General features: G+C 37.8%; 22 protein-coding genes, 1 tRNA gene and 2 pseudogenes. 16 read left to right on the plus strand and 9 right to left on the minus strand.

Annotation, left to right across the window (positions count from 1 at the left end):
• The first annotated feature begins 243 nt into the window (after positions 1-243).
• Positions 244-1590: a GHKL domain-containing protein gene (locus OCU21_RS00955; protein ID WP_261805641.1), complete on the plus strand. Its 1347-nt coding sequence runs from the start codon at positions 244-246 to the stop codon at positions 1588-1590.
• Complete coding sequence (locus OCU21_RS00960) at positions 1587-2348, plus strand: response regulator transcription factor (protein WP_261805642.1); 762 nt, start codon at positions 1587-1589, stop codon at positions 2346-2348. Before OCU21_RS00955 ends, OCU21_RS00960 begins: the two co-directional genes overlap by 4 nt.
• A 237-nt stretch (positions 2349-2585) precedes the next feature.
• On the opposite strand, the gene OCU21_RS00965 is transcribed toward OCU21_RS00960, so the two are convergent.
• From OCU21_RS00965 to OCU21_RS00975, 3 genes are all read right to left on the minus strand, one after another.
• Complete coding sequence (locus OCU21_RS00965; protein WP_261805643.1) at positions 2586-3086, minus strand: hypothetical protein; 501 nt, start codon at positions 3084-3086, stop codon at positions 2586-2588.
• Between the two features lie 2344 nt (positions 3087-5430).
• Positions 5431-7617: a glycoside hydrolase domain-containing protein gene (locus tag OCU21_RS00970; protein ID WP_261805644.1), complete on the minus strand. Its 2187-nt coding sequence runs from the start codon at positions 7615-7617 to the stop codon at positions 5431-5433.
• A gap of 13 nt (positions 7618-7630) precedes the next feature.
• Complete coding sequence (locus tag OCU21_RS00975; RefSeq protein WP_261805645.1) at positions 7631-8008, minus strand: hypothetical protein; 378 nt, start codon at positions 8006-8008, stop codon at positions 7631-7633.
• Between the two features lie 170 nt (positions 8009-8178).
• Here OCU21_RS00975 and OCU21_RS00980 point away from each other — a divergent pair, with 170 nt between their 5' ends.
• The 7 genes and pseudogenes from OCU21_RS00980 to OCU21_RS01010 all read left to right on the plus strand — a co-directional run bounded on the left by OCU21_RS00980 (position 8179) and on the right by OCU21_RS01010 (position 12514).
• Entirely contained in the window at positions 8179-8340 is a 162-nt protein-coding gene (locus OCU21_RS00980) for a hypothetical protein (protein ID WP_261805646.1), read from the plus strand.
• Between the two features lie 57 nt (positions 8341-8397).
• Positions 8398-8733, plus strand: a complete 336-nt coding sequence (locus tag OCU21_RS00985; protein WP_309297191.1) for a transposase — start codon at positions 8398-8400, stop codon at positions 8731-8733.
• Positions 8717-10054: pseudogene (locus OCU21_RS00990) on the plus strand (type IA DNA topoisomerase); the annotation flags it as partial. The gene OCU21_RS00985 and the pseudogene OCU21_RS00990, both read left to right, overlap by 17 nt.
• A gap of 102 nt (positions 10055-10156) precedes the next feature.
• The gene (locus OCU21_RS00995; RefSeq protein WP_001835294.1) at positions 10157-11053 is read left to right on the plus strand and encodes a ParA family protein; all 897 of its coding nucleotides are present in this window, start codon (positions 10157-10159) and stop codon (positions 11051-11053) included.
• A 91-nt stretch (positions 11054-11144) separates the two neighbouring features.
• Positions 11145-11360, plus strand: a complete 216-nt coding sequence (locus tag OCU21_RS01000; protein WP_001835296.1) for a peptide-binding protein — start codon at positions 11145-11147, stop codon at positions 11358-11360.
• 16 nt (positions 11361-11376) lie between these two features.
• Positions 11377-11649, plus strand: coding sequence for an antitoxin (locus OCU21_RS01005; protein ID WP_000301765.1), 273 nt, complete (start codon positions 11377-11379; stop codon positions 11647-11649).
• A gap of 1 nt (position 11650) precedes the next feature.
• The gene (locus tag OCU21_RS01010; protein WP_001284311.1) at positions 11651-12514 is read left to right on the plus strand and encodes a zeta toxin family protein; all 864 of its coding nucleotides are present in this window, start codon (positions 11651-11653) and stop codon (positions 12512-12514) included.
• A 262-nt stretch (positions 12515-12776) separates the two neighbouring features.
• Here the strand turns inward: OCU21_RS01010 and erm(B) are convergent.
• A pseudogene (erm(B), locus tag OCU21_RS01015) lies at positions 12777-13517 on the minus strand (23S rRNA (adenine(2058)-N(6))-methyltransferase Erm(B)); the annotation flags it as partial.
• A gap of 121 nt (positions 13518-13638) precedes the next feature.
• Positions 13639-13722, minus strand: coding sequence for a 23S rRNA methyltransferase attenuator leader peptide ErmL (locus OCU21_RS01020; protein WP_031929417.1), 84 nt, complete (start codon positions 13720-13722; stop codon positions 13639-13641).
• Positions 13723-14543: 821 nt separating this feature from the next.
• On the opposite strand from OCU21_RS01020, the gene OCU21_RS01025 reads away from it, so the two are divergent.
• From OCU21_RS01025 to OCU21_RS01045, 5 genes are all read left to right on the plus strand, one after another.
• The gene (locus tag OCU21_RS01025) at positions 14544-15461 is read left to right on the plus strand and encodes an IS1380 family transposase (protein ID WP_261805648.1); all 918 of its coding nucleotides are present in this window, start codon (positions 14544-14546) and stop codon (positions 15459-15461) included.
• A gap of 202 nt (positions 15462-15663) precedes the next feature.
• Positions 15664-16320, plus strand: a complete 657-nt coding sequence (locus OCU21_RS01030) for a helix-turn-helix domain-containing protein (protein ID WP_261805791.1) — start codon at positions 15664-15666, stop codon at positions 16318-16320.
• Positions 16321-16491: 171 nt separating this feature from the next.
• Positions 16492-16848, plus strand: a complete 357-nt coding sequence (locus OCU21_RS01035) for a hypothetical protein (protein WP_125650374.1) — start codon at positions 16492-16494, stop codon at positions 16846-16848.
• A 17-nt stretch (positions 16849-16865) separates the two neighbouring features.
• The gene (locus OCU21_RS01040; RefSeq protein WP_125650372.1) at positions 16866-17210 is read left to right on the plus strand and encodes a hypothetical protein; all 345 of its coding nucleotides are present in this window, start codon (positions 16866-16868) and stop codon (positions 17208-17210) included.
• 34 nt (positions 17211-17244) lie between these two features.
• Positions 17245-17868, plus strand: a complete 624-nt coding sequence (locus tag OCU21_RS01045; protein ID WP_125650369.1) for a hypothetical protein — start codon at positions 17245-17247, stop codon at positions 17866-17868.
• Positions 17869-18235: 367 nt separating this feature from the next.
• Here the strand turns inward: OCU21_RS01045 and OCU21_RS01050 are convergent, their stop codons facing one another.
• Positions 18236-19480: a replication initiation factor domain-containing protein gene (locus OCU21_RS01050; protein ID WP_125650367.1), complete on the minus strand. Its 1245-nt coding sequence runs from the start codon at positions 19478-19480 to the stop codon at positions 18236-18238.
• Positions 19481-19791: 311 nt separating this feature from the next.
• Complete coding sequence (locus OCU21_RS01055; protein WP_125650365.1) at positions 19792-20073, minus strand: DNA-binding protein; 282 nt, start codon at positions 20071-20073, stop codon at positions 19792-19794.
• A 187-nt stretch (positions 20074-20260) separates the two neighbouring features.
• On the opposite strand from OCU21_RS01055, the gene OCU21_RS01060 reads away from it, so the two are divergent.
• Together OCU21_RS01060 and OCU21_RS01065 are read left to right on the plus strand one after the other, a co-directional pair.
• Positions 20261-20752: a helix-turn-helix transcriptional regulator gene (locus OCU21_RS01060; RefSeq protein WP_125650363.1), complete on the plus strand. Its 492-nt coding sequence runs from the start codon at positions 20261-20263 to the stop codon at positions 20750-20752.
• A 66-nt stretch (positions 20753-20818) separates the two neighbouring features.
• The gene (locus OCU21_RS01065) at positions 20819-21961 is read left to right on the plus strand and encodes a tyrosine-type recombinase/integrase (RefSeq protein ID WP_125650361.1); all 1143 of its coding nucleotides are present in this window, start codon (positions 20819-20821) and stop codon (positions 21959-21961) included.
• A gap of 218 nt (positions 21962-22179) precedes the next feature.
• On the opposite strand, the gene OCU21_RS01070 is transcribed toward OCU21_RS01065, so the two are convergent.
• Positions 22180-22250 (minus strand) — tRNA-Gly (locus tag OCU21_RS01070).
• A gap of 150 nt (positions 22251-22400) precedes the next feature.
• Positions 22401-23270: an aminoglycoside 6-adenylyltransferase gene (locus OCU21_RS01075; protein WP_261805649.1), complete on the minus strand. Its 870-nt coding sequence runs from the start codon at positions 23268-23270 to the stop codon at positions 22401-22403.
• Positions 23271-23438: the final 168 nt, after the last annotated feature.

Here is a 23438-nt window from a genome sequence, read left to right on the forward strand (position 1 = left end):
CTTCTGGCACGGATCAGTTGGGTTGGCAACTTAATTCGGTTCTTTGTTAGTTTTGAGTTATACTGAGCTTAGCGAAATTTAGCGGAAATTTTCGACTTATTTCGAGATCAGCGCAGCGTTTGGGTTGAGCTAAGTAACCTGTTAGGAATTAAACTTAGAAAAGGTTGGCTTCACTTTGATTGTGAAGCTGATCGATCAGCTTTCAGTTAGCTTAAATATTTGCGCGGAGAAAAAAGGGAGCCCATGATGCCAACTACACTAACGATCCTTGAATCGATTCTGATCATTACGATCCAGAGCTCTCTTTACTGGGTGATCTATTATCAGGCCGATCAAAAAAAGTTTGATGTCCTAGCCTATTTGATCTCTCTATGTATATTTGGATTTCTCAATCTTTCACTTAATCAGGTCAGTGCTCTGGCATACCCGATTTTCTTCTATGGTTATCTGCGCTGCCGCACTTATCGCAAAAGAAATGATCTGGCCTATTTTTACAGTGTTTACGTCACTTTTATTGGATTACTACTATCAAATCTGATTTCTATGCTGAGCTTTGAGCTGATTCCGCTTCGGTTTTATCAAAATCACATTATTATCTTGAAAATAATTGCCTTGCTTGTTCCCATCGTTATTCATTTTTTTATCATTCACGGGTTCAAAATCAAATTGGATGTTTTGGAAAAAGATGACGTCTTCGTCAAAAGGGAAATCATCAGGCCGTTAAATTACTTGTTGACGATTTGTTTGATATTTTTCTTTGTCGCTTACTACTACGAAGTGTATGCTGCTAGGCTGCAAGCAAGTGCGCCAATCAGTGAGTACACCAAGTATATTATGTTTATTTACGTATTTATGCTGATAACTGTGATTGCTTTCATCAGTAATAAAACCAAGACATATTTACACCTGCAACTCGAACGAGTCAAGGATCAACAATACGAGCAACTCACCCATTATACCCACGAGATCGAGGGAATGTACCAGACATTGCGGGGGTTTCGGCATGATTATCAGAATATGTTGATCAGTCTGCAGGATAGCATTGATACGGGTGATCTGAAACAGGTTCAGCAAGCCTATCAAGATGTCCTAGTTGCGGCAAATGTGAAGCTAACAAATAATGTGACGAATATCAACGAGCTGGTCAATATCCAAAACAACACACTCAAGAGCGTTTTGTTTTGGGAATTAACGAAAGCTAAAAAAGCTGGGATCGCCACAACGATCGAGATCAAAGAAGAGATCCCAGCAGACTTAAGTCTAGACTTGTTAGATCTGGTGCGGTTACTCTCGATTTTATTGGATAACGCGATCGAGGCGGCGCTGGAAACTGAACAGCCAACATTAAGACTGGCGATGATCGCTGATCAAAAGCAGATGACTCTGATTATTCAAAATAGTTGTGTAGCCGATCAGCTTTCGCTGAAACAGATTTTTGAGGTGGGCTATTCAACTAAAGGCCCTAACCGCGGTCAGGGTCTGGCTAATGCGATGAAAATCATTGATGCAAATCGCTGTGTGACGCTGGAAACTAGTTTAAGGCAACGACAATTTACTCAACAAGTCATGATGGGACGTGAGTTAAAATGAATATTTTTATTCTTGAAGATGATGTTTGGCAACGGCAGAAGTTTGTCGATCAGGTTTATGAAATTACCCAACGCCGTAAATTCGAGGTTGATCAGGTGATTGCCACGGGTCAGCCAGATGAGCTATTGACACGGCTCACTCAAGTTGGTCAGCAACAGATTTACTTTCTGGACATTGAAATCAAGAACTCCGCCAAATGCGGGCTAGAAGTCGCACAATCGATCCGTCAACGAGACGCGTTCGGGACGATTATTTTTGTCACGACTCACTCTGAGTTTGCCCCCTTGACCTATCAGTATAAAGTGGCGGCGTTGGATTTTATTGCTAAAGATCAGCCGGAGTCGGGATTTGTTGAGCAACTTGAGGAAAGTTTGGCCTATGTCGCAACTCGTTCAAATGAAACTGATCCGCAAGATTATTTTAACTTTGAAAGCACGAATAAGAGCGTTCACTTGCCCTTTGCCGAGTTGATGTATTTTGAAACCTCACCGCAGCCGCATAAAATCGTTTTGATCACTGCGAATCAACGAATTGAATTTTATGGGCACATGGCGGATATTGACCTTTCCGATCATCGATTGATGTTAGTTCATCGTTCTTTTATCGTCAATATGGCGAATGTGACCCTTTATAATAAGAAGACGCTGACATTGACTGTCCGCAATGGGGATGACTGCCCCGTATCGCGACGGCGCAGCGGTAAAGTTGACCGTTGGCTCAGAGCGCAAGAAAAAGACCAACAAAATTTATTTCAATGATGATGGTTAGTGACACCTGCCTGTATTGCGCGTTTCTTGATCAAGTACTTTCTAGGGGTGCATTGCCCTCGGACGGGATTTAAAAGCGACATAAGCGATACATTAGTGCAATTGCAATCTGGAAGACCGGATCGAGATCTTGGGTCGGACTTATTAAAAGGTCGTCGCATTGAGGATATCAAAGCTCACTAGACTTTGATACTAGTCTAGTGAGCTTGATCAATTGTGTTTTCACAGTCAATGACGAATGCGAATTAAGATAAATAAAAATAGTGAAATCAAATTGATAATTGTGGGAACCAAAGAAGTAAATAAGGGCGTTCCTTTTTTATTATCAAATTCGGGAAATTCACCGCGATAGGGGGATTTCTTTTTCTCCACATAAAAAATTAGTGGCCCAATAAAAATTAAGTTTAGTCCTAGATCGGTAGTTATAAGCGAGTATGCACCAGAATAATTCGGAAAATTTATAAATAACAGACTCAAACTAATTATGAAAATAGTGATCGTGGCCAAAATAAAAGCAATTAGTATCGCCTTAATAAAGAATGGAATTACACTCATTGCGGCGTCTTGTTGTAATCTTTCCTGACTAATAAATTTGCTGATTGACCAGTTGTACTTCTTCATCATATAGCGCTGAAAGTTTCGCGTGTTATGTTTAGATATTAGGACAACAATCAGCCATAGTAAGATAAAAATGAGATAGGGACTGCTTAGATAAATTAAAGAACTCAATTTTTTCACCTCATTAAATAATGCTAATACTAGCATAAAGATAAAAACCAATCAATCAAAGAAATTAAAGCCGAGGCATATTGATAATGCTAAAATTCCGATTTGATCGTCAACGGCAATAACAGACCATTCATTGGTTGATCCCAGGTAATAACCTCGGCAACCGCCACGTCCGTCCATGATCCTCACATGAACATGATCAAAAACGCATTCTAGCGGATTACCCTCGTTGACTGACCAGGGCATGGACCTATCTATGGATTTCTTTCCTTGTCTGAATGGCGTTTTCCTGATTCGTAGCGGCTGACAGCACAAAAAAAGAACCCTTAGCGACCAAGGATTCCAATGATTAAGCGGGTGACGAGAATCGGACTCGCGACTTCAGCTTGGGAAGCTAATGTGTCTGTAAGTGGGTATGACAAGCCTTGTTATACCAATAAATACAAGCCAAGAGATTAAGATTGACCGAGATTTTGTCAGAGATAATGGGGAAGCATATATGAAAGAATTTAAATGGTTGACTGCTTAGTGCCAGCCCTTGAATTTTCCTGAATTATTGTCAGACGTGATTAACGTGTTGGTTGAGCTGTTTGATACTAATTTTGTAGGAAAATGATTACTGGAATTAGTAAAAATGAGTATTAAGGATTGACGAGAACGTAACACCAAACAAACGGCACAAGTAAAATTAAATCAATAGTAAACATTATTAATGCACTTTTAATTGGAATAGTTTTACCAGTATTAAATTCAGAGAAATCTCCTTGAATAAGACTTCTACTCTTTTGATAGTTATAAACAATTGTAGAAGCAACAACACTGTGTAGAACCAAAACTGTCATCATTAACCAATATGAAATATTATAAAGATTTTTACTTATGACAATAAGTGTCAAGGCAATGAGAAAAGAATAGAATAGTGTCCAACCTACTAGATTCATTAGTTTTTGCAGACGTCTAGGTATTTTTTCAGTATAATTCATTTGTTGCTGTTTTTGTTGTGTCCGAAACTCTTCTAGGGTCCACGAATACTTGTTCATCATGAATCTTCTTTGTTTTTTAAATTGCCGCCGAGCTAAGCATATTAATATTGGCCAAATGATCAAAAAGTATAGATAAGGTAAAAAACTAGATTTGAGATGTCCATGTTGCCCATCCTGTATTCTATAATTTGTTTGTTATATATAGAATATCGTCTACTTTCGTTTTAAAAAGGTAGTGAACTAGCCTTTATAGAAAGATTCAGGTCCCGGATTTAAGTCCGGACTTTTCAATAAACTCTTTTAATTGTACGATACCTGCATTGCTAGATAACACCACTGGTATTAGTAATTATCAAGGTTTCCTTGAAGTTTAGCTTTTTCGCCTGTAAACTCATAAGTGAGAAATCCTTTTCTTCATGTATCGTTCGGTTGGTAACTTCACGATAACATGGTGGAGTTTTTTACACCCATTCGGTGTAAATTAAAAAGTGCGTGATGCCAAGTCAGTCAATGGATTTTAGCACCACGCACTTTTTTTATGAATAAATCAGGTTATAGTTTCTGTCTTTGCAATCAATTTTGAATACGAATTAAGACAAATAAGAATAATGAAATTAAATTGATAATTGTGGGGACCAAAGCAGCATATAAGGGCGTTCTTTTTTTATTATTAAATTCAGCAAATTTGCTCCTGTAGGTGGATCTCTTTTTCTCCGCGTAAAAAAAAGATGGTCCAATAAAAAGAAGGTCTAGTCCTAAAATAATAATCATGGTTAAACACGCACTGGAATAATTCGAAAAACTTAGTAGTAACAGACTCCAACTAACTATGAAAGCAATGATTGTGGCCAAAATCAAAGCCAGCGGCAGTATTTGAGCAAGGAAGGGGACTCTGTTTATTGCGGCGGTTCGTTGTACTTTTTCTTTGCTAGCAAATTCACTTTTGGACCAGTTATACTTCTTCATCATATACCGCTGAAAGTTTCGTGTGTTACGTTTAGATATTAGGACAACAATTAGCCAGAGTATGATAAAAATGAGATAAGGACTGCTTACATAAATTAATGAATTCAATTTGTTCACCTCATTTAAATAATATTAATACTAGCACAATGTTCAATGACAATCAATTTGGCAAAAATAAGGCTGAGTAACATATGTATAACTGCCAATATACAGCTGTAAAATCTGAATTTTTGAATATTAAAAAGTAATTTTACCTCGTTATTAAGGCATATGAGACTATATTAGTTTAGTTATTGAATAGATTAAAAGTGGCCACATATTCCGCGTGAAAAAGGAATATGCAGCCATTCTTAATCTATACTCCGGCCTCATTTATTAATTTGATGGCCTAATTTCTATAGTGCTGGGGAAAAATTCATTAGTCGTACTACTAGTTTAAGTACACCATCAATGGCAGTCGCTACTGCTACAGTAACTGCTGCAACTGGTAAATAGATCACTGCCAAGAATACCGCCGTGATACCTAAACAAATGCCAAGGGTCGTAACCGGCAATTCAAAAGGTTGTTTCGTAGATACTGGATTATATAAATTATCATAATCGGTTACAGGTAGGTTAGGAATATTACGATGAACGTATGTTTCCATTGTCAGCGTGTATTTAGACTCAAGTGAAGCAGACGAGTTTTCCACTTTGGTTGAGCCTTCAATACTTACTTTAATACCGACAGCGCCGTTCCTAATAGCTAGTCCAGCTTTAATGGCACCATTACCAATCATTGGGGCTAGCTCATTAAAGGTCCCCAGATAATCTCCAGATTCAATGCCAGAAAGAGCCGTATTGAAGTCTTCGGCAGTATCGTTGATTGCATCCATGACTTGACCATCTTTGATATTCAAGACTCCGGTTTGGTCATCGACTGCAATACCAGACCATTCATTGGTTAATGTCATGTAATAATCCGCCGCAACTGTCGTGATATGCTGTTCAGGTGTTGCAACTGTCCAGTTAACGTCTGCAAATAAGTCATTAAATGCGGGGAATTTTTTCATCAGTTGATGGGCCATGAAAATCTGTGGATTTTCTTGTTGCTCAGTAGAAATTTTGGATACACCAGCATCACGTCCTGATGCAGCTGACTGATCAATGTCGATGCCATAGGCTGTATATTCGACAAATTGATCAAATGCCCAGTTTTCTGGCATTCTGAATCCTAAGTTACCACTCCACCCATATGACATGTCCGCGACATAACTATTCTTATAACCGAGTGAATCTTGTGCGTGGAGGCAAACATTACGGGTGCCATAAACACCTGGACGATACCAACTGCCACTTAGTTGACTTGCAACAGCTTTTAGGTATGGCAAGATAGTTCCAGCAATATCACCGTCTTGGACATCCACATCCACGGCGAAGTAGATTGTTGTCCCATATGGTAACCCTAAGTTTGCTGCAGCAACAGCAGCTAATTGTGCATCTTCAGTACCTTGCGCCGCGGTAAAATATCCTTCATAGTAGCCGCCATCTTCATAAATCGGGAAGAACTTCATACCATTATCCAGAATTGCCTTAACTTCTGTTGAAGTTAAATTCTTTGCACGTTCGGATGAACCGGTGCCAACTGTACCCGTTAAATAGCGACCAACAATGTCAAAGCCAATATTATGCATGTTTTTAACATCACTAGCGGTTAGCTGTGTGGCACAATCCATGGCGTTACTATTTCGGTTTGTATCACCATTGCTAGTTACCAAACCTTTAATAACAGTATAACCGGCTGTATTACTAACATTGTCATATTTCATAAATTCACTAAACTTCTGTACGGCTGCTCCTACAGCTGATGTGTAGGCCGTTGAAATCGTCCCACCATAAAAGCCATTTAGATACAAACCATATTGCACGATTCTAGCAATTTCGCTATTTGAACCTACACTCAATACCACGTTCTTTAGAGCAGAATCTGTACCAGGTCCGAAATTACCATTTGCGGTAGTAGCCGCCATACCTAGCGCACGCTGCAGTGCATAGATCAAAGCCACATTTGTGTCACGTTGATAAATTCCATCGCAGGGAAGAATACCAGTGTAATTACTGTACATACTATTCAGCCATTGCTGCAGGGCCCGAACTTTTTCTTTACCACTTGGAACAAGGACAAAGGCGGACATATCGAACAACGCTGCCATCAGATTGACAGTCACTACACCATTCGCCGTTAACCCAGCATCTGATTGTAATTCCTCGAAAGCTGCTTGAGTTGCCGCACTGTAAACATCGCTAAAGTCACTGGGTGTAATCCCTTTGCACCAGAACGCCCCTTTGATCAGTTTGGTAATGTTCTTATTAGCATAGCCTGGCTTCAATTGACTAACTATCTTAGCCACAGCGGCACGAGTTGCTTCACCGAAACCTTGACCAACACCCTCAGCGTGAGTCTCGATTTGTAGCCCTTCACGCAGGGAGTAAATCGTCGACCAACCGGTTTGACCATCCTCCGGTGCTTGATCATAACCAGCTTTACCTGCATAAGTTGTGTTTAACCATTTTTGTACTTCTAATACCATTTCATCTGCCATAATTGACAAGACCTCATTTCTCAGTGTGTTGTTGAACAATCTGAAGCAAGTTTGAAACTGTTTGTCGTAAGAAACCGACATTGACGTATTTGCTTGATTTGGAAATGATCCAAAGCATTTCTTCAAAGATAATGATCAACCCGAAGAAAGTTGCCACACTCCAATTCCAACTAATATTCAGGTAGGGTAACAGTTGATCGATGATGGCACACATGCCCATCAAGCAACAACTGATGACCTCGGTCAGTAGGAAATTCAGTAACGTCTTACCGAACTTCTTACTGCCATAATCTGCTGAAATAAAAATGACGCGAATCAGCAGCACCCCTAAATAGAAAGGCATCAGCGACCAAGCACCGCCAAAGATAATATTGCCAAGGTGATCGAGCATTGTTTTGCTCCTAACTGTGTCAGTGCACAAATTTGTTCTCGAGAACAAGACCATTGTGACACGAAGAAGCGGCGAAATGTAAAACACCGGAAGGATCCTTCCGCAAAAAAAGCAATTTACACATAATTTCGTTCTAAAATTAGCTAAGTGCTAGTTTAGGAGTGGATATTATGGATAAAGCTGCAATCGGTGATGGTTTAAGGATACTAAGCCTGATTTATTCACAAAGATATGCAAAATACCCATCAAACACATGCATCACGCGTTTGATGGGTATTTTGTATTTTCACCTTTTAAGTACACAAAAAGAGCCTCAGCTCTGGTATAGTTAAATTGCTAAACAAAACCACATGAGAGAAGAGGACTCTATATTGAAAACTTTACAGGAAATGGCATTAAATTTCAACAAAAACATTTTAGTATCGCATACGGGTGGTCAATTATCTTCCGATGGCGGGCTAACATTGTGTGTAGAGCTGATGGCAAAATTCCAGTTCACCATCTTGGCCGACAAACTATTGAGGTTCAATGACCAGCGACGATATTGTCAACACAGTAATTCTAGTATCTTAAAACAGTTAATTCTTCAGATTATTGCTGGTTATAGCGCAGATTCTGCGGCAACTTTTTTAGAAAAAGAACCGCTTTTTAAATTATTATTGGATAAACCGTCTTTGGCTTCACAAGCAACAATATCACGTTTTTGGCGAGGGCAGAATCACTGACGTGCAAACCAAAGAGAAAAAAACGAATAGTCCTAGTCTGTTTTCTTTAAGTAGTTTGCAATCAAAAGTCAATCAGCTTTATAAAGCGACAGCGAGCCAAACTTTAAAAGCTATGCAAGGGCTGTATGAAGCAAAATTATTGAGTTATCCAAGAACAGATACACCATTTATTACAGAGAACGAATTTGCTTATTTAAAAGCGAATTTTGGCAAATATAGCGGTTTTTTAGGACTTGATCTTGAAATGGTTCAAACAGAGCCTAGAAAGCGTTATGTGGACGGTAGTAAGGTACAGGAACACCACGCCATTATCCCAACAAAACAAGTACCTACCGAATCTGCATTAGCGAAAATGGACGATTTACAACGAAAAATTTATGCTTTAGTCGTTAAAACGACCGTTGCCATGTTTTTACCTGATTACTTGTATGAAGAAACCAAGATACAAACCAAAGTAGCCGACTTACTTTTTCAATCAATAGGCAAGACACCAAAACAAGAAGGGTGGAAAATTCTTTTTAAACAACAAAATAAAGAAGAAAAAGAGGACGTTCAAACGTTACCATTGGTTATCATTGGCGAACATGCCGAAGTTGACGTTAAGAGTGCCGAGAAAGAAACACAACCGCCGAAAGCTTTTACAGAGGGTACACTTTTAACCGCTATGAAAACCGCTGGTAAAACCATTGATGATGAAGAAGCTCAAAAGATTTTAAAAGATACGGAGGGTATCGGAACAGAAGCGACAAGAGCAAGCATTATTGAAGCCTTGAAACAAAAAGAATATATCCAAGTCATTAAAAATAAACTTGTTGTGACTGAAAAAGGAAAATTATTGTGCCAGGCAGTTGAAAGTCAGCACCTCTTAACGAGTGCTGAAATGACGGCTAAATGGGAAACGTATTTAAAAAAAATCGGTAAAAGAGAAGGCAATCAAGAGAACTTTATTACGAATATCAAAAAATTCATTGTTCATTTACTGGAAGCTGTACCTACCGATATAGAAAAACTAAATTTTTCTGATTACCAGGAACAGAAAGAAAAAGAAGCAGAAAAAAGTATTGTAGGCAAATGTCCTAAGTGCGGCAATAATATTGTATTAAAAAAATCGTTTTATGGTTGTTCAAATTATCCTGAATGTAAGTTCACTTTAGCTGAACATTTTAGAAAGAAAAAACTCACTAAAACAAATGTAAAAGAATTACTGGAGGGAAAAGAAACCCTGGTAAAAGGAATCAAAAATAAAGAGAAAAAGTCCTACAATGCCGTTGTAAAAATCGGGGAAAAGGGATATATTGATTTTATTTCATTCTCAAAATAAGCATAAAAGCCCTTTAAATAGGGCTTTTATATATTAATCACAAATCACTTATCACAAATCACTTATCACAAATCACAAATCACTTGTGATTTGTGATTTTTAATGATACAATATTACTATACAAAAAAAGAATGGGGCGTAGTTATGGAGAAGGAAGAACTCAAAATACTTGAAGAATTAAGACGTATTTTAAGCAATAAAAATGAAGCAATTGTTATTTTGAATAATTACTTTAAAGGTGGTGTTGGAAAGTCAAAATTATCAACTATGTTTGCTTACTTGACAGACAAATTGAATTTAAAAGTTTTAATGATCGATAAGGACTTACAAGCAACATTGACAAAAGACTTAGCAAAAACTTTTAAGGTAGAATTGCCACGTGTTAATTTTTATGAAGGCTTGAAAAATGGAAACTTGGCTTCTTCTATTGTTCATTTGACTGATAATTTAGACTTGATCCCTGGCACGTTTGATTTGATGTTACTGCCAAAATTAACTCGTTCATGGACGTTTGAAAATGAAAGTAGATTGCTTGCTACTCTTTTAGCACCTTTAAAAAGTGACTATGATCTCATTATTATTGATACTGTACCAACGCCAAGCGTTTATACAAATAATGCAATCGTGGCGAGTGATTACGTTATGATCCCTTTACAAGCAGAAGAAGAAAGTACAAACAACATTCAAAACTATATTTCCTATTTGATTGATTTACAAGAACAATTTAACCCTGGACTAGATATGATCGGTTTTGTTCCTTATTTAGTTGATACGGACAGCGCAACGATAAAATCAAACCTGGAAGAACTGTATAAGCAACATAAAGAAGATAACTTGGTTTTCCAAAATATTATCAAGCGAAGTAATAAAGTAAGTACCTGGTCTAAAAACGGCATTACAGAGCATAAAGGCTATGACAAAAAAGTTTTATCCATGTATAAGAACGTATTTTTTGAAATGCTTGAGCGAATTATTCAATTAGAAAACGAAAAAGAATAGAATCACAAATCACAAGTGATTAATCACAAATCACTTGTGATTTGTGATTGTTGATGATAAAATAAGAGTAAGAAGAAATAGAAAGAAGTGAGTGATTGTGGGAAATTTAGGCGCACAAAAAGCAAAACGAAATGATACACCAATCAGTGCAAAAAAAGATATAATGGGAGATAAGACGGTTCGTGTTCGTGCTGACTTGCACCATATCATAAAAATCGAAACAGCAAAGAATGGCGGAAACGTAAAAGAAGTTATGGATCAAGCCTTAGAAGAATATATACGGAAATATTTACCTGACAAACTTTAAAAGGAGTGAAAATGAAATGGCAGTTACGTATGAAAAAACATTTGAAATAGAGATCATTAACGAATTATCGGCAAGCGTTTATAATCGAGTATTAAACTATGTTTTGAACCATGAATTAAATAAAAATGACTCTCAATTATTGGAAGTCAATTTATTAAACCAATTAAAGCTTGCAAAACGTGTAAATCTTTTTGATTATTCTTTAGAAGAATTACAAGCCGTTCATGAGTATTGGCGGTCAATGAATCGTTACTCAAAACAAGTTTTGAATAAAGAGAAAGTGGCTTAATATGGCAAATATAGTCAATTTTACTGACAAACAATTTGAGAATCGCTTAAATGATAATTTAGAAGAATTGATTCAAGGAAAAAAAGCGGTTGAATCGCCAACCGCTTTTTTACTTGGTGGGCAACCAGGGTCAGGGAAAACCAGTTTGCGATCAGCAATTTTTGAAGAAACACAAGGGAATGTTATTGTCATTGATAATGATACCTTTAAACAACAGCACCCTAATTTTGATGAACTAGTGAAACTTTATGAAAAAGACGTAGTAAAACACGTTACCCCTTATTCTAATCGCATGACAGAAGCGATCATAAGCCGTTTGAGCGATCAAGGGTATAATTTGGTGATCGAAGGTACAGGACGAACAACAGACGTTCCTATTCAAACCGCAACAATGCTTCAAGCCAAAGGTTATGAAACAAAAATGTATGTCATGGCAGTACCTAAAATCAACTCATATTTAGGAACAATTGAACGATATGAAACCATGTATGCAGATGATCCAATGACAGCCAGGGCAACACCAAAACAAGCGCATGATATTGTTGTCAAAAACTTACCGACCAATTTAGAAACCCTTCATAAAACGGGCTTATTTAGCGATATAAGGCTATATAACAGAGAAGGAGTAAAACTCTATTCAAGTTTGGAAACACCTTCTATTAGTCCAAAAGAAACCTTAGAAAAAGAATTGAATCGTAAAGTATCAGGGAAAGAAATTCAACCGACTTTAGAACGAATAGAGCAAAAAATGGTTCTAAATAAACACCAAGAGACACCTGAATTTAAAGCAATTCAACAAAAATTGGAAAGCTTGCAGCCACCTACACCACCAATACCCAAAACACCTAAACTTCCAGGTATTTAAACCTTAAAAAAGGAAAAGAGTAGTTACCAAAAAACGGTAACTACTCTTTTTTTATAAAAACATTTCCTCATGTTGGGGTCCCGAGCGCCTACGAGGAATTTGTATCGATAAGAAATAGATTTAAAAATTTCGCTGTTTTTTTCTAATTTCATTTTGAGGTGAATTAATTGGTAGTTATTAGAGGTGCCCTATACCTAATAATTTATCTACATTCCCTTTAGTAACGTGTAACTTTCCAAATTTACAAAAGCGACTCATAGAATTATTTCCTCCCGTTAAATAATAGATAACTATTAAAAATAGACAATACTTGCTCATAAGTAACGGTACTTAAATTGTTTACTTTGGCGTGTTTCATTGCTTGATGAAACTGATTTTTAGTAAACAGTTGACGATATTCTCGATTGACCCATTTTGAAACAAAGTACGTATATAGCTTCCAATATTTATCTGGAACATCTGTGGTATGGCGGGTAAGTTTTATTAAGACACTGTTTACTTTTGGTTTAGGATGAAAGCATTCCGCTGGCAGCTTAAGCAATTGCTGAATCGAGACTTGAGTGTGCAAGAGCAACCCTAGTGTTCGGTGAATATCCAAGGTACGCTTGTAGAATCCTTCTTCAACAATCAGATAGATGTCAGACGCATGGCTTTCAAAAACCACTTTTTTAATAATTTGTGTGCTTAAATGGTAAGGAATATTCCCAACAATTTTATACCTCTGTTTGTTAGGGAATTGAAACTGTAGAATATCTTGGTGAATTAAAGTGACACGAATGTTCAGTTTTAATTTTTCTGACGATAAGTTGAATAGATGACTGTCTAATTCAATAGACGTTACCTGTTTACTTATTTTAGCCAGTTTCGTCGTTAAATGCCCTTTACCTGTTCCAATTTCGTAAACGGTATCGGTTTCTTTTAAATTCAATTGTTTTATTATTTGGTTGAGTACTTTTTCACTCGTTAAAAAGTTTTGAGAATATTTTATATTTTTGTTCATGTAATCACTCCTGAAGTGATTACATCTATAAACAAATACAGAAGTTAAACGATTTGTTTGTAATTTTAGTTATCTGTTTAAAAAGTCATAAGATTAGTCACTGGTAGGAATTAATCTAACGTATTTATTTATCTGCGTAATCACTGTTTTTAGTCTGTTTCAAAACAGTAGATGTTTTATCTACATAACGCATTTGGAATACCAACATGACGAATCCCTCCTTCTTAATTACAAATTTTTAGCATCTAATTTAACTTCAATTCCTATTATACAAAATTTTTAATGCACTATCAACACACTCTTAAGTTTGCTTCTAAGTCTTATTTCCATAACTTTAGGGTTAACCATACGCAAGACCAATCACTCTCGGACAATACTCATGATTTTAATGATAAAATCCATGTTAAACCCATAGATAAGAAATACACCTGCAATAACCGTTACCTGTTTGTGCCAATTTAAAAATGCACCACTTTTTTATAATTAAAACGGTTGAAAACTGTACCACTAATAACTCACAATAGAGAGATGTCACCGTCAAGTTAAATGTACAAAATAACAGCGAAATTTTTAAATCTATTTCTTATCGATACAAATTCCTCGTAGGCGCTCGGGACCCCATGTTTTAAAAGCTGATCGAGAAATAAAACACACAACGGTATTCTTTCTTTTTTCAGTTGGTACATTTTGCAGTCTGTAACGTGTCATTTACTGTTTGTTACCTTAACATATCCAGTCGAAAACACAAGGGTATATAAACGAGCAAGCTCGCCCTTGTGTTTTCTTTGTGTCTATGTTGCGTACTCGTCACAGCAAACGACACGAACACACTGGCGAAAATGAACCAACAAAACGAAAAAAGAAAGGAGCGTACACTGTAATTTATTTCTAGCTTTTAAAACATGAGGAAAACAGCTTCACTTCCTCAAACGCCTAACAAAAATGGTTGTCAAAAAACTAAAAATCAAAAAAAAGAAAAAACGCTTTGATAAAGATAGTGTTAGCACATTACAGACTTTAAATGAGGCTTTGATCGACCGTGTTCGACTATTAACCAACCAGACAGCCACGATTATTGATATCGATTCGACTCACTCAGACACTTATGGCAAACAGGAAGCCACTAACTACAACGCACATTATGGTACTGAAGGATATCATCCATTACTGGCAACTGATCAAGATGGTAACTTATTGAAAGCTGTCTTGCGTCCTGGAAATGCCTACACCAGCAAAGATGTAAAAGCTTTTTTAACACCACTATTAAAGCATTATCAAACTCAGCTGCCCACGACTGACATTCTGGTTCGTGGTGATAGTGGCTTCGCCACGCCAGAAGTTTACGATGTCTGTGAAGCCAAAGATGTGTTTTACATTATTCGACTCAAACGCAATCGAAAATTACAGAATCTAGCTGAAAAGTTCGTCAAGATCAATGATCAAACCCAGTGGCAAGAGGAAGAGACTCATTACTACTCTGAAATCTATCAATCAGCATCGTGGCCTAAGCCACGGCAGATTTATATTAAATCAACTCGAGTAGCTGGTGAACTGATCTTTTCACATGAATTTATCGTCACTAATCTGACTAATTTAACGGCTGAAACTGCCTTCGAACTGTATCACAAACGCGGCCAAATGGAAAATTACATCAAAGAAGCTAAAACAGGTTTCTTTTTCGATAAGACTGATAGTTCAACGTTTAATGCCAATGCTGCCCGGATGATGGTTAGTGTACTGGCTTACAATATTGTCAACTTTTTAAAGCAGCTAACACTGACAAAACATGATTCCGGCTTGTGCGTTAGCACATTGCGGATCCGTTTATTCAAAGTTGCGGCACGTGTTGTGCATACTGGCCGACGCATTCAGTTGCGGCTGAGCTCGTATCATATTTACCATCGGCTGTTCTACCAGGCTCTACAGCGTATCCAGGCTATTGAATAACCGGCAAAATTAAAAAAATCTGTACAACCAAGGGACAAGTGTATCCAAAAGTTCAAAGCAATTCTGAGTTAGTTGAAAGATCTCACTAGCTAGAACTGATAAACATCGTATTTCAGCAAAAGATAAAGACATACCCGTCAGTTTTCGAAAAAATACGAAAACTGACGGGATTTTTATGAACTATGAATAATTCAGGCTAAGAATAGATAAAAAATTAACTCAGTCAGAAGTTGCGTATAACATAATGACGGTGCGCCATTATCGAGACATTGAGAATGGCCGCTCCTCAATTACAGCTAAAGATTTTTTAGATATTCTTGCCGCCATGAACGCAACAATGGATGACTTTACCAGTGTCATGCCGCGATTGAAACAGAAGAATATCTTTGAAATACAGCATCAGGTAAACAATATTAGTCAGTATTTATTAGAGGTTAATGAGTTTTATGACTATGAAGTTGATTTATTTAAACAAGTGCTTCCAGGTGCAACCGTTAAGACAATAGTGAGGGTACTCCCGCAAATCTTACAGAGAAATATGGATTTTAATCTTTCAAGACAGCAATTATCAACTGCTCTAGAAACCTCAATCCATGCCATCACAAGACTTCTCATTTTGCACGACAATCATGATGCTGCTAAATTCATTAATCGGCTTGATCCGCTATCTGACGATTTTTCAGAATTACTGTCAGTTCAGTCATTCTTTGAGTATGAGCTCATCCATGCAGTAATAAGACCGAAGGGTAAAATGAGCCCAGAAATGATAATTTATGTTACATCATTATTAGACGGCTTAGAGTCGACAACAACAGTATTCTTGAAGGGGATATTGTCGGAAATCGCCATTGTGACGTAGCTAGATTTAATGATGAGCCAATTAATTGCCGTTATAAATTAAATAATAATTGGTTTGATTCTTAACAATGAAATTATTTCTAATATTATTTAAAAAGCCATAGACTTTGCTTGTGATGTGGAATATAATTAATCGTGAAATCGGTTTCAAAAAATGAGAGGAACTACAAATATGAAAAAATCATTGATTATTTTTGCTGCACTTGTTGGAATTTCCTTAGCTTCAGTTTCTACGAGTAATGTTGGAGCCGCAACTCAGGCGACTGATTCCACACAGTCTGCGATGGCAAAGGTGGCCCAAATGCCATATAAAACTAATGTATGGTTACTACGTGCAAACGAAAACTCACCTTGGTTTGTCGTGAGTGAAGATGCAATTTCATATACAACCGTTTCGTATGTAAAATCGTTTAAAACAGAATATACGGTTTCCAATGTTAGTGAATCTGGACCCAGTGATACACAGCAAACGCCAAAAGTTCAGCGGTTTGAAACGCGTACTTATTACTATACGCCAATTAATAATTGAGTTGGGAGGCAGACAGATTGAGAAAATTAAGTTTAAGAGCAATTTGTAGTGTTGGTGTCTTATTATTTTCGCTTGTAGCATTACCAACTGTGAATGTCAGCGCGGCAACTCTTAACCTAAATTCAACCCAAGGAATTTTGGCCAAGGTCGTGACGTTACCAAGTTATCTCTATATTGAAGAAAAGTGGGAAGGAGGCCAATGGGTAGTTACTTATTCGAAAACGTATAAAACCGAAACAATTAATTATCCACATGGTTTCACAGTGTACAGAAATCCATACGATGAAACCGTCTATTATAATACAGATGGTACTTATTCCCGACGCACGTATTATGAGACAAGAACGTTTCAGGTTTATTGACAATTCTTAATTTTTTAGACTTGGAGTGAATGTGTTGCGTAAGAAAACTATCTTGGCTGTCGTCGTTACGCTTTTTATCACTTTATTGGTGGCTGGCGGTCTCATCTCCCGATTTGACCGCTCCGCCAGACCTAGCCAGTCGGCTAATACTTCTAAAAAATCAGTCAGCAATGTTAGCAGCAGTAAATTCATTAATAATCCTGATGGCAATCACTTTATCGACTTGTATAACCAAATTTATACTTCCGGCAAAAAGGAACAGGTTAATTCAAAAAAGGATTTTACCGAGGCACGCTGGCAAGCGATTGATTTAACGTCAATTGAGACGATGTCACAATCAGAGGCGGCAGTTTTCTTCTATGATTCTTGGTTGATAATTTGGCCTCCTAATCAGACAGAAACAGCAGGTTTCGATATTCTGAAGATTAAGCCTATCAAGAATAAATCTGGTATTTCTGGTTATGAGCTTGAGATTCAACCAATGCCTGAGCCTGGCGGTGATTTCTTTACCACCTATCGAATTGAATTCATTGATGACGCCTACCATGCGGTCAAGTTAGTTGATCCAGATAACATTTTAAAACTAGGTCAGGTCACTTTACTTTACGAAACGAAGCTCAAAAGTTCCAGCAGTGATTTCGCAACTGGTAAAAGTTAATCTTAAAGATGAATTGGTAGCAGAGACAGGTCCTCAGCCAATCCTTCTTCGAAGATTGAAACGCGTGCTTTATATTGTTTGTGAAGTGGTTGCATGATTGATTTCATTATTGAGTAAACGAAAAATAACTGTATGCTCTCATTTTACAAATGGAGTATGCAGTTATTTTTCGTTTTTCTTAAGCCTCCACAGAAATTTAATACCCGATTTTTATAGCACCGAGAAAATTCATCAGAAGTTCTATGAGTTTTAGACATACCATTAAGTGCTGTCATCGTTGCTACAGCGATTGTTGTTATAAAGAATATTCTCGCATTCTTTGGTGTCTTAACTTTTGCACCAGAATTTAGATTTCAATTTTTTCCTCTTACCACTCCTCATTCATTCCCCAATCATAATCGCCGTATATCTCATCAAATTCACCCAACTTAGTATCAAGCATTTTTTCTTGGCGCCTTTTCATCTTTGCTTCACTGATAATCTTCTCAAATAAGTTATCTCCCGTTCTCGCTTGATAAGCTGCAAGCATTGATAGTGTCGGTCCATACTGTTTAGTAAGAGCTGTGACCGAATGATCGAAGTTGTTTTCTTTAGGCTTAGCTTTCAACTGTACTTCATCGGCGTCCTCAATAAGTTGTCGCCACGGTTCGTATCGATCCTCGGCGCCAGCAGACGCAGTAGGGTCGTAATAACAAATATAATAGTCGATTATACCTAGTGTAAGGCTTTGAAAACTATGGTCGAATTTACAATAGTTAAGAACTGCGTCTTCAGCATAATCGTCCATGAGGCGAATCTCATAACGGTTTTTGATTGGGACATAGTTCTCATGAGAGACTTCCGTTTTTTCAAAAGTTTCGAGATCTTTCTGATAAAAGACAATTCGCAGATTTGACTTTGGCGCTCCGAAGTAAATACTTGAGCCACTGTCGCGCATGATAGTCTCACCATCGTAATTGACTATTTCCATTCCTCCCTGAAATTGGACCTTTTTAAATCTCGTTCCAATTTCGCCACGTTTGGTTTTTTCAATTAAATCTGGAATATCAACAATGCCATAGTAGTCATTAATGGCAATATCGATTCGTTTGAAGTAACATTTGAAATCTTGTTGAGCAGTCACGAGGAATGTGTTCCAGTCGAATTTTTTATAACTGAGCAACACCTCGTATTCACGGCAACCTTGTCCAGTCATTTCAACTAGAACGCCTTTAGAATTTCCTTCAACACGATTGTGATCATACAGGACTTTAATGTGTCCACGGCTCAAGCAGGAGTCATAGTGCAATAACCCGTGTCCCTCATCATCAAATGTTTTAGGGTTAAGATTGAGCAGCTTAGTAATAACCTCATCAACCGTGGCGTCCATGATTCTCACACGAACATAATCAAAAACGCATTCTAGCGGATTACCATCGTTGACTAACCATGGCATGTACGTATTGATTTCTTCCATTGTCTTCTTGTCAGGGCGCCGTTTTCCTGATTCGTAACGACTAACAGCTGACTTTGACACCTTTAGGATGTCAGCCATTTCTTTAAGCGTTAAATGACGATGTGTCCGATAATCTTTAATTGCTTCAGCAATACTTAAATTTCGTAGTTTTTCCATGTTATTCGCTCCGATCTTGTTGAAATAGATAAGTGGCAACTTTTATTTTATCTAAAGTTTCTTTGAAAACTCTGTTGTATCAACCTCTATCACTGTTTCTTGACTTGTTTTATCTGTTTCACCCTCCGTGTTACCCTCCGTGTTACATGCGGAGGGTGAAACTCGGTGGCGCAAGCGCCACCGAGCGTGCTTGTCGCTCGCCCAATTTCCAATTGGGTTCCCTAGTGCCGCACCGCCGGTCTCTCACGGCCCGGCTTTCCGCAGTTCCACTGCTACATTTGCACTCCGCACGTCTTTGTAGGGGTATCTGTTTAATGGATTCTTGTTAGACTTCTTTGATGCTGGGTAAGCCATTCATAAATAGCTTTCTTGGTATAGTAAACACTGCCTGTTTCTAACCGTATTTCTGGACATCCAAGGCTAACCCAGCATTTAAGCGTGTTAACACTGATATTGAAAAAAGCCGCGCATTGCTTCTGATTGAGAAAATCGGAATAATCATTTTTTTGCAACTCTTGGTTGATTAGTTTCCTCAATAGAAGAGCCAATGTATTTTCCATATTTTTACTGATGAGTTGATTGTTTTCTGTCATATGCACTTCCCCCGAACAAATGTTTTATAGCTTTAGTATAGGGGATAATCGACTATAAATCAAGCAAATTTGCTTTTTAATAGTATCAATAGCAAATATATGTATAATAATGATTAATAAGCGTAATAAAATATAATTAAGTTGACTACATTTGCTGTTTGCTGTATTCTAAATTCGAGGTGATTAAATGAACACGTTTAAAAATGTTTTACGTAAAGTGCGTAAAAGTCGCAAGGTCACTCAAGCGCAATTGGCAAAAGAAATTGGCGTTTCAACACAAACTGTCAATAATTATGAAAATGGTCGGACAATTCCTGACAATACAATGGTTCAGAAAATTGCACTTGCATTGGGAACGACGACTTCTATTTTCTATAGTGTCGAAACTGGTGTTGCAATCGATTATGCCAAGACAACTCAGATGGTAATGGATGACTATACTGAATTTTTGGATCGTATGTATCGCTTGGCGAATGATGAGACAAAGCAGCGTGCCTTTTTATTGGAGCAACTTAATAGCCTGCCTACCAGAGAATTAGCTGAAATCGTTGAGCGCAACAAATATGAACCTATTCTGGATATCACGCGCCGCGGTTGTGAACAAACAATCGCTGAACGTTTCAAGGATCCAACCTATATGGATCGTCGTGGCACCGAAGGGTATTTAAAATTTAGGTAGTGAGTAATTATTGTTATTAATCTTCTTTCATATGTGCTTCCCCGAGTATAAGAGGAGAGATTAATAATGGCAGTATTTTCAACGTATATGAATAAACGCGACAATCAAAAATATTGGCAGGTAAGTGCGTATCTTGGAATGGATCGTCTGACTGGCAAAGAAGTGAAAGTACGAAAGAAAGGTTTTTTAAGGAAAAATGCTGCAAAAGCATATTTGAACGAACAAGCAACAATTTTTGAAACGAACGGTACATTGAGACGGACAAAATATACATTTGAAGAAGTTTATCAAATGTGGCTGAAAACGTATAAATTTACCGTTAAGGAATCAAGTTATGTAAAATTATTAGGAAAATTTAGAGTTCATATTTTACCAATATTTGGTGATAAATTAATTCAAAGAATAACAACGGCAGAAATTCAAGATTTTACGAATGAATTATCGAAGGAATTGTTTTCATTTAAAGAATACACCTATAATATTTCTCGCATTTTGGACTTTGCAGTTAAGCGGGAATTCATTAGTAAAAACCCGGCAGTCAATATTATTATGCCACGAGGTCAGCAAAAGCAGACTCATCGAAAAAATAAGTTTTATACTAAGAAGCAACAACAGGCTTTGCTTAAGGATGCTCAGAAAAATGAACCACTACTAATCTATGCATTTTTTCAATTAATGGCTACAACTGGGTGTCGAGAGGGAGAACTGTTAGGGTTATTCTGGGAAGATATTGATTTTGACCGTTCCATTATTCGTATTCGGCGAACGTTAACGAGAGGTGAGCAACGGCGGCTTTACCTGGGAGAGCCCAAGACTAAGAATTCTTGGCGAGTAGTTGAATTAACTAGCAAAACGGCGACGATTTTAAAATCATGGCAAAAACAACAAGTTGACTTTTTTGATTCTGGGATAACGGTTAAGAAAAGTGAGCAACTGATTTTTAGCAATTCCAAAAATGAGTTTACGGAATTAACACATCCACGGTTGTGGTTGATGAGAATCAATAAACGAGCTGGATTACCAGAATTAAGCCCGCATGCTTTACGACATACCTTTGCCTCTATTCTTGTCAATAATGGAGTTGATCCGCACACAATCTCTAAGATGTTGGGACACGCATCTGTTTCTACAACGCTTGATATTTATTCAGATATTTTTCAAGAGACGCAGATGGAAGCCTCACGAATTGTTGAGGAGAATCTGGGATAGCAGGATAATGGACAAGACTTATTAAAAGTGTCCGAGTTAGAGCTTTTCAGCTGAATGAACTACTGGTCTTACAGCATTAAACTAACCGAAACTTGTCCGGAGTGTTGTCCGAAAGTTTTGATATTCACTGATATTTTCTGCTATTTGTTGACAACTAACACTTTTTTTAAACGAAGACACAAAAAAAGAACCCTTATCAATCAAGGGTTCTCACATGAAGCGGGTGACGAGAATCGGACTCGCGACTCCAGCTTGGGAAGCTAGTGTTTTACCACTAAACTACACCCGCAAGTAGTTAAAAACTACATATAATATCATATCGAATTTGAACGGAGATTTCAATAGTTTTTTCAAATCTACCCCAACAATTTGTTTATCTAGGATCAACCATTTGATAGGATAATCTTAAATCAGCGTCAGGACAAGATGGTGAGAGTGGTCATTGATCGATACCTTTTGCATCAGGTGGTAATTGACGGACCCGATCAAGGAAAAGGCGGCTATTGGTGGCCTCTTGTTGATCATAGGTGAAGTTCAATTGCTGACTTAATTGACTGGCGACTGCTTGGAAAAGGTCACACATGATCGTCACGGCCGACCAGAGGGCTGTAATATCGCCGGTCGCATAAGTGGCGAGAAATTGTTGGTAAATCGGTGCAGGCAAAAGCTGGCGATAATATTTGCCATTTTTACCGACACTGATCTGAAAATCATGAGTCGCGCCGATCTGCCAATTCAAGATTTGCTTCAACATTGGCCGGACGTTGAAGTCCAACATATCCAAAACGTAGGGGAGTTCTTGGCGCCACAAGCCCTTAGCCACGTTGTTCAAACACCACCAGAATTCATTACAGGTTCCCCGAAATTCGGCGATGCTGGGGCGTTGCACCCAATAACGTTGGTCCGTCACTTCGATCGGTTGAGGCAGGCAGTGATCCTTATCCAAAAGAATCTGATACATTTCCAAATGATTCAGGGCGTTGTCGAGTGTCCGAACATGCAGATCCAAGCGATTGCCATCTGCGAATTGGATCAACCAGCCATACGCATCGGCGGCTTCCGCTAGTGGAAAGTAGGCGTTGTCGTCGGGAAGTTGCCAATAAAGCCGCGGACCAAACTGATCCAACCAAGCCTGCTCCTGATAAAATGGTTTGATGTCGTCAACGACGTAAGCAATGTCATAATCTTGAAAGATATCATTAGGAACACTGGGATTAACCCGCGACCCCTCCAAATAAACGGCTCGGATCCGGGGGTCGGTTTGGGCCTTTTTTAAAATCAAAGCAAACATTTCAGTTGATGAACGCATTTCACTGATCCTTTCTAGTTTTTTGTTTGTAAGTAAGTGCATGAATACTGGCGTGCTTCTACTGATGGTGATCAGTATCATGGGAATAAGAAAAGGATAGAACTAGTGCCCGACCTACTAGATCCATTGGTTTTTGCAGACGTTGCGGTACTTTCGCAATATGATTCA

It is taken from the genome of Lapidilactobacillus luobeiensis, from assembly GCF_024345205.1.
Lineage (GTDB): Bacteria > Bacillota > Bacilli > Lactobacillales > Lactobacillaceae > Lapidilactobacillus > Lapidilactobacillus luobeiensis.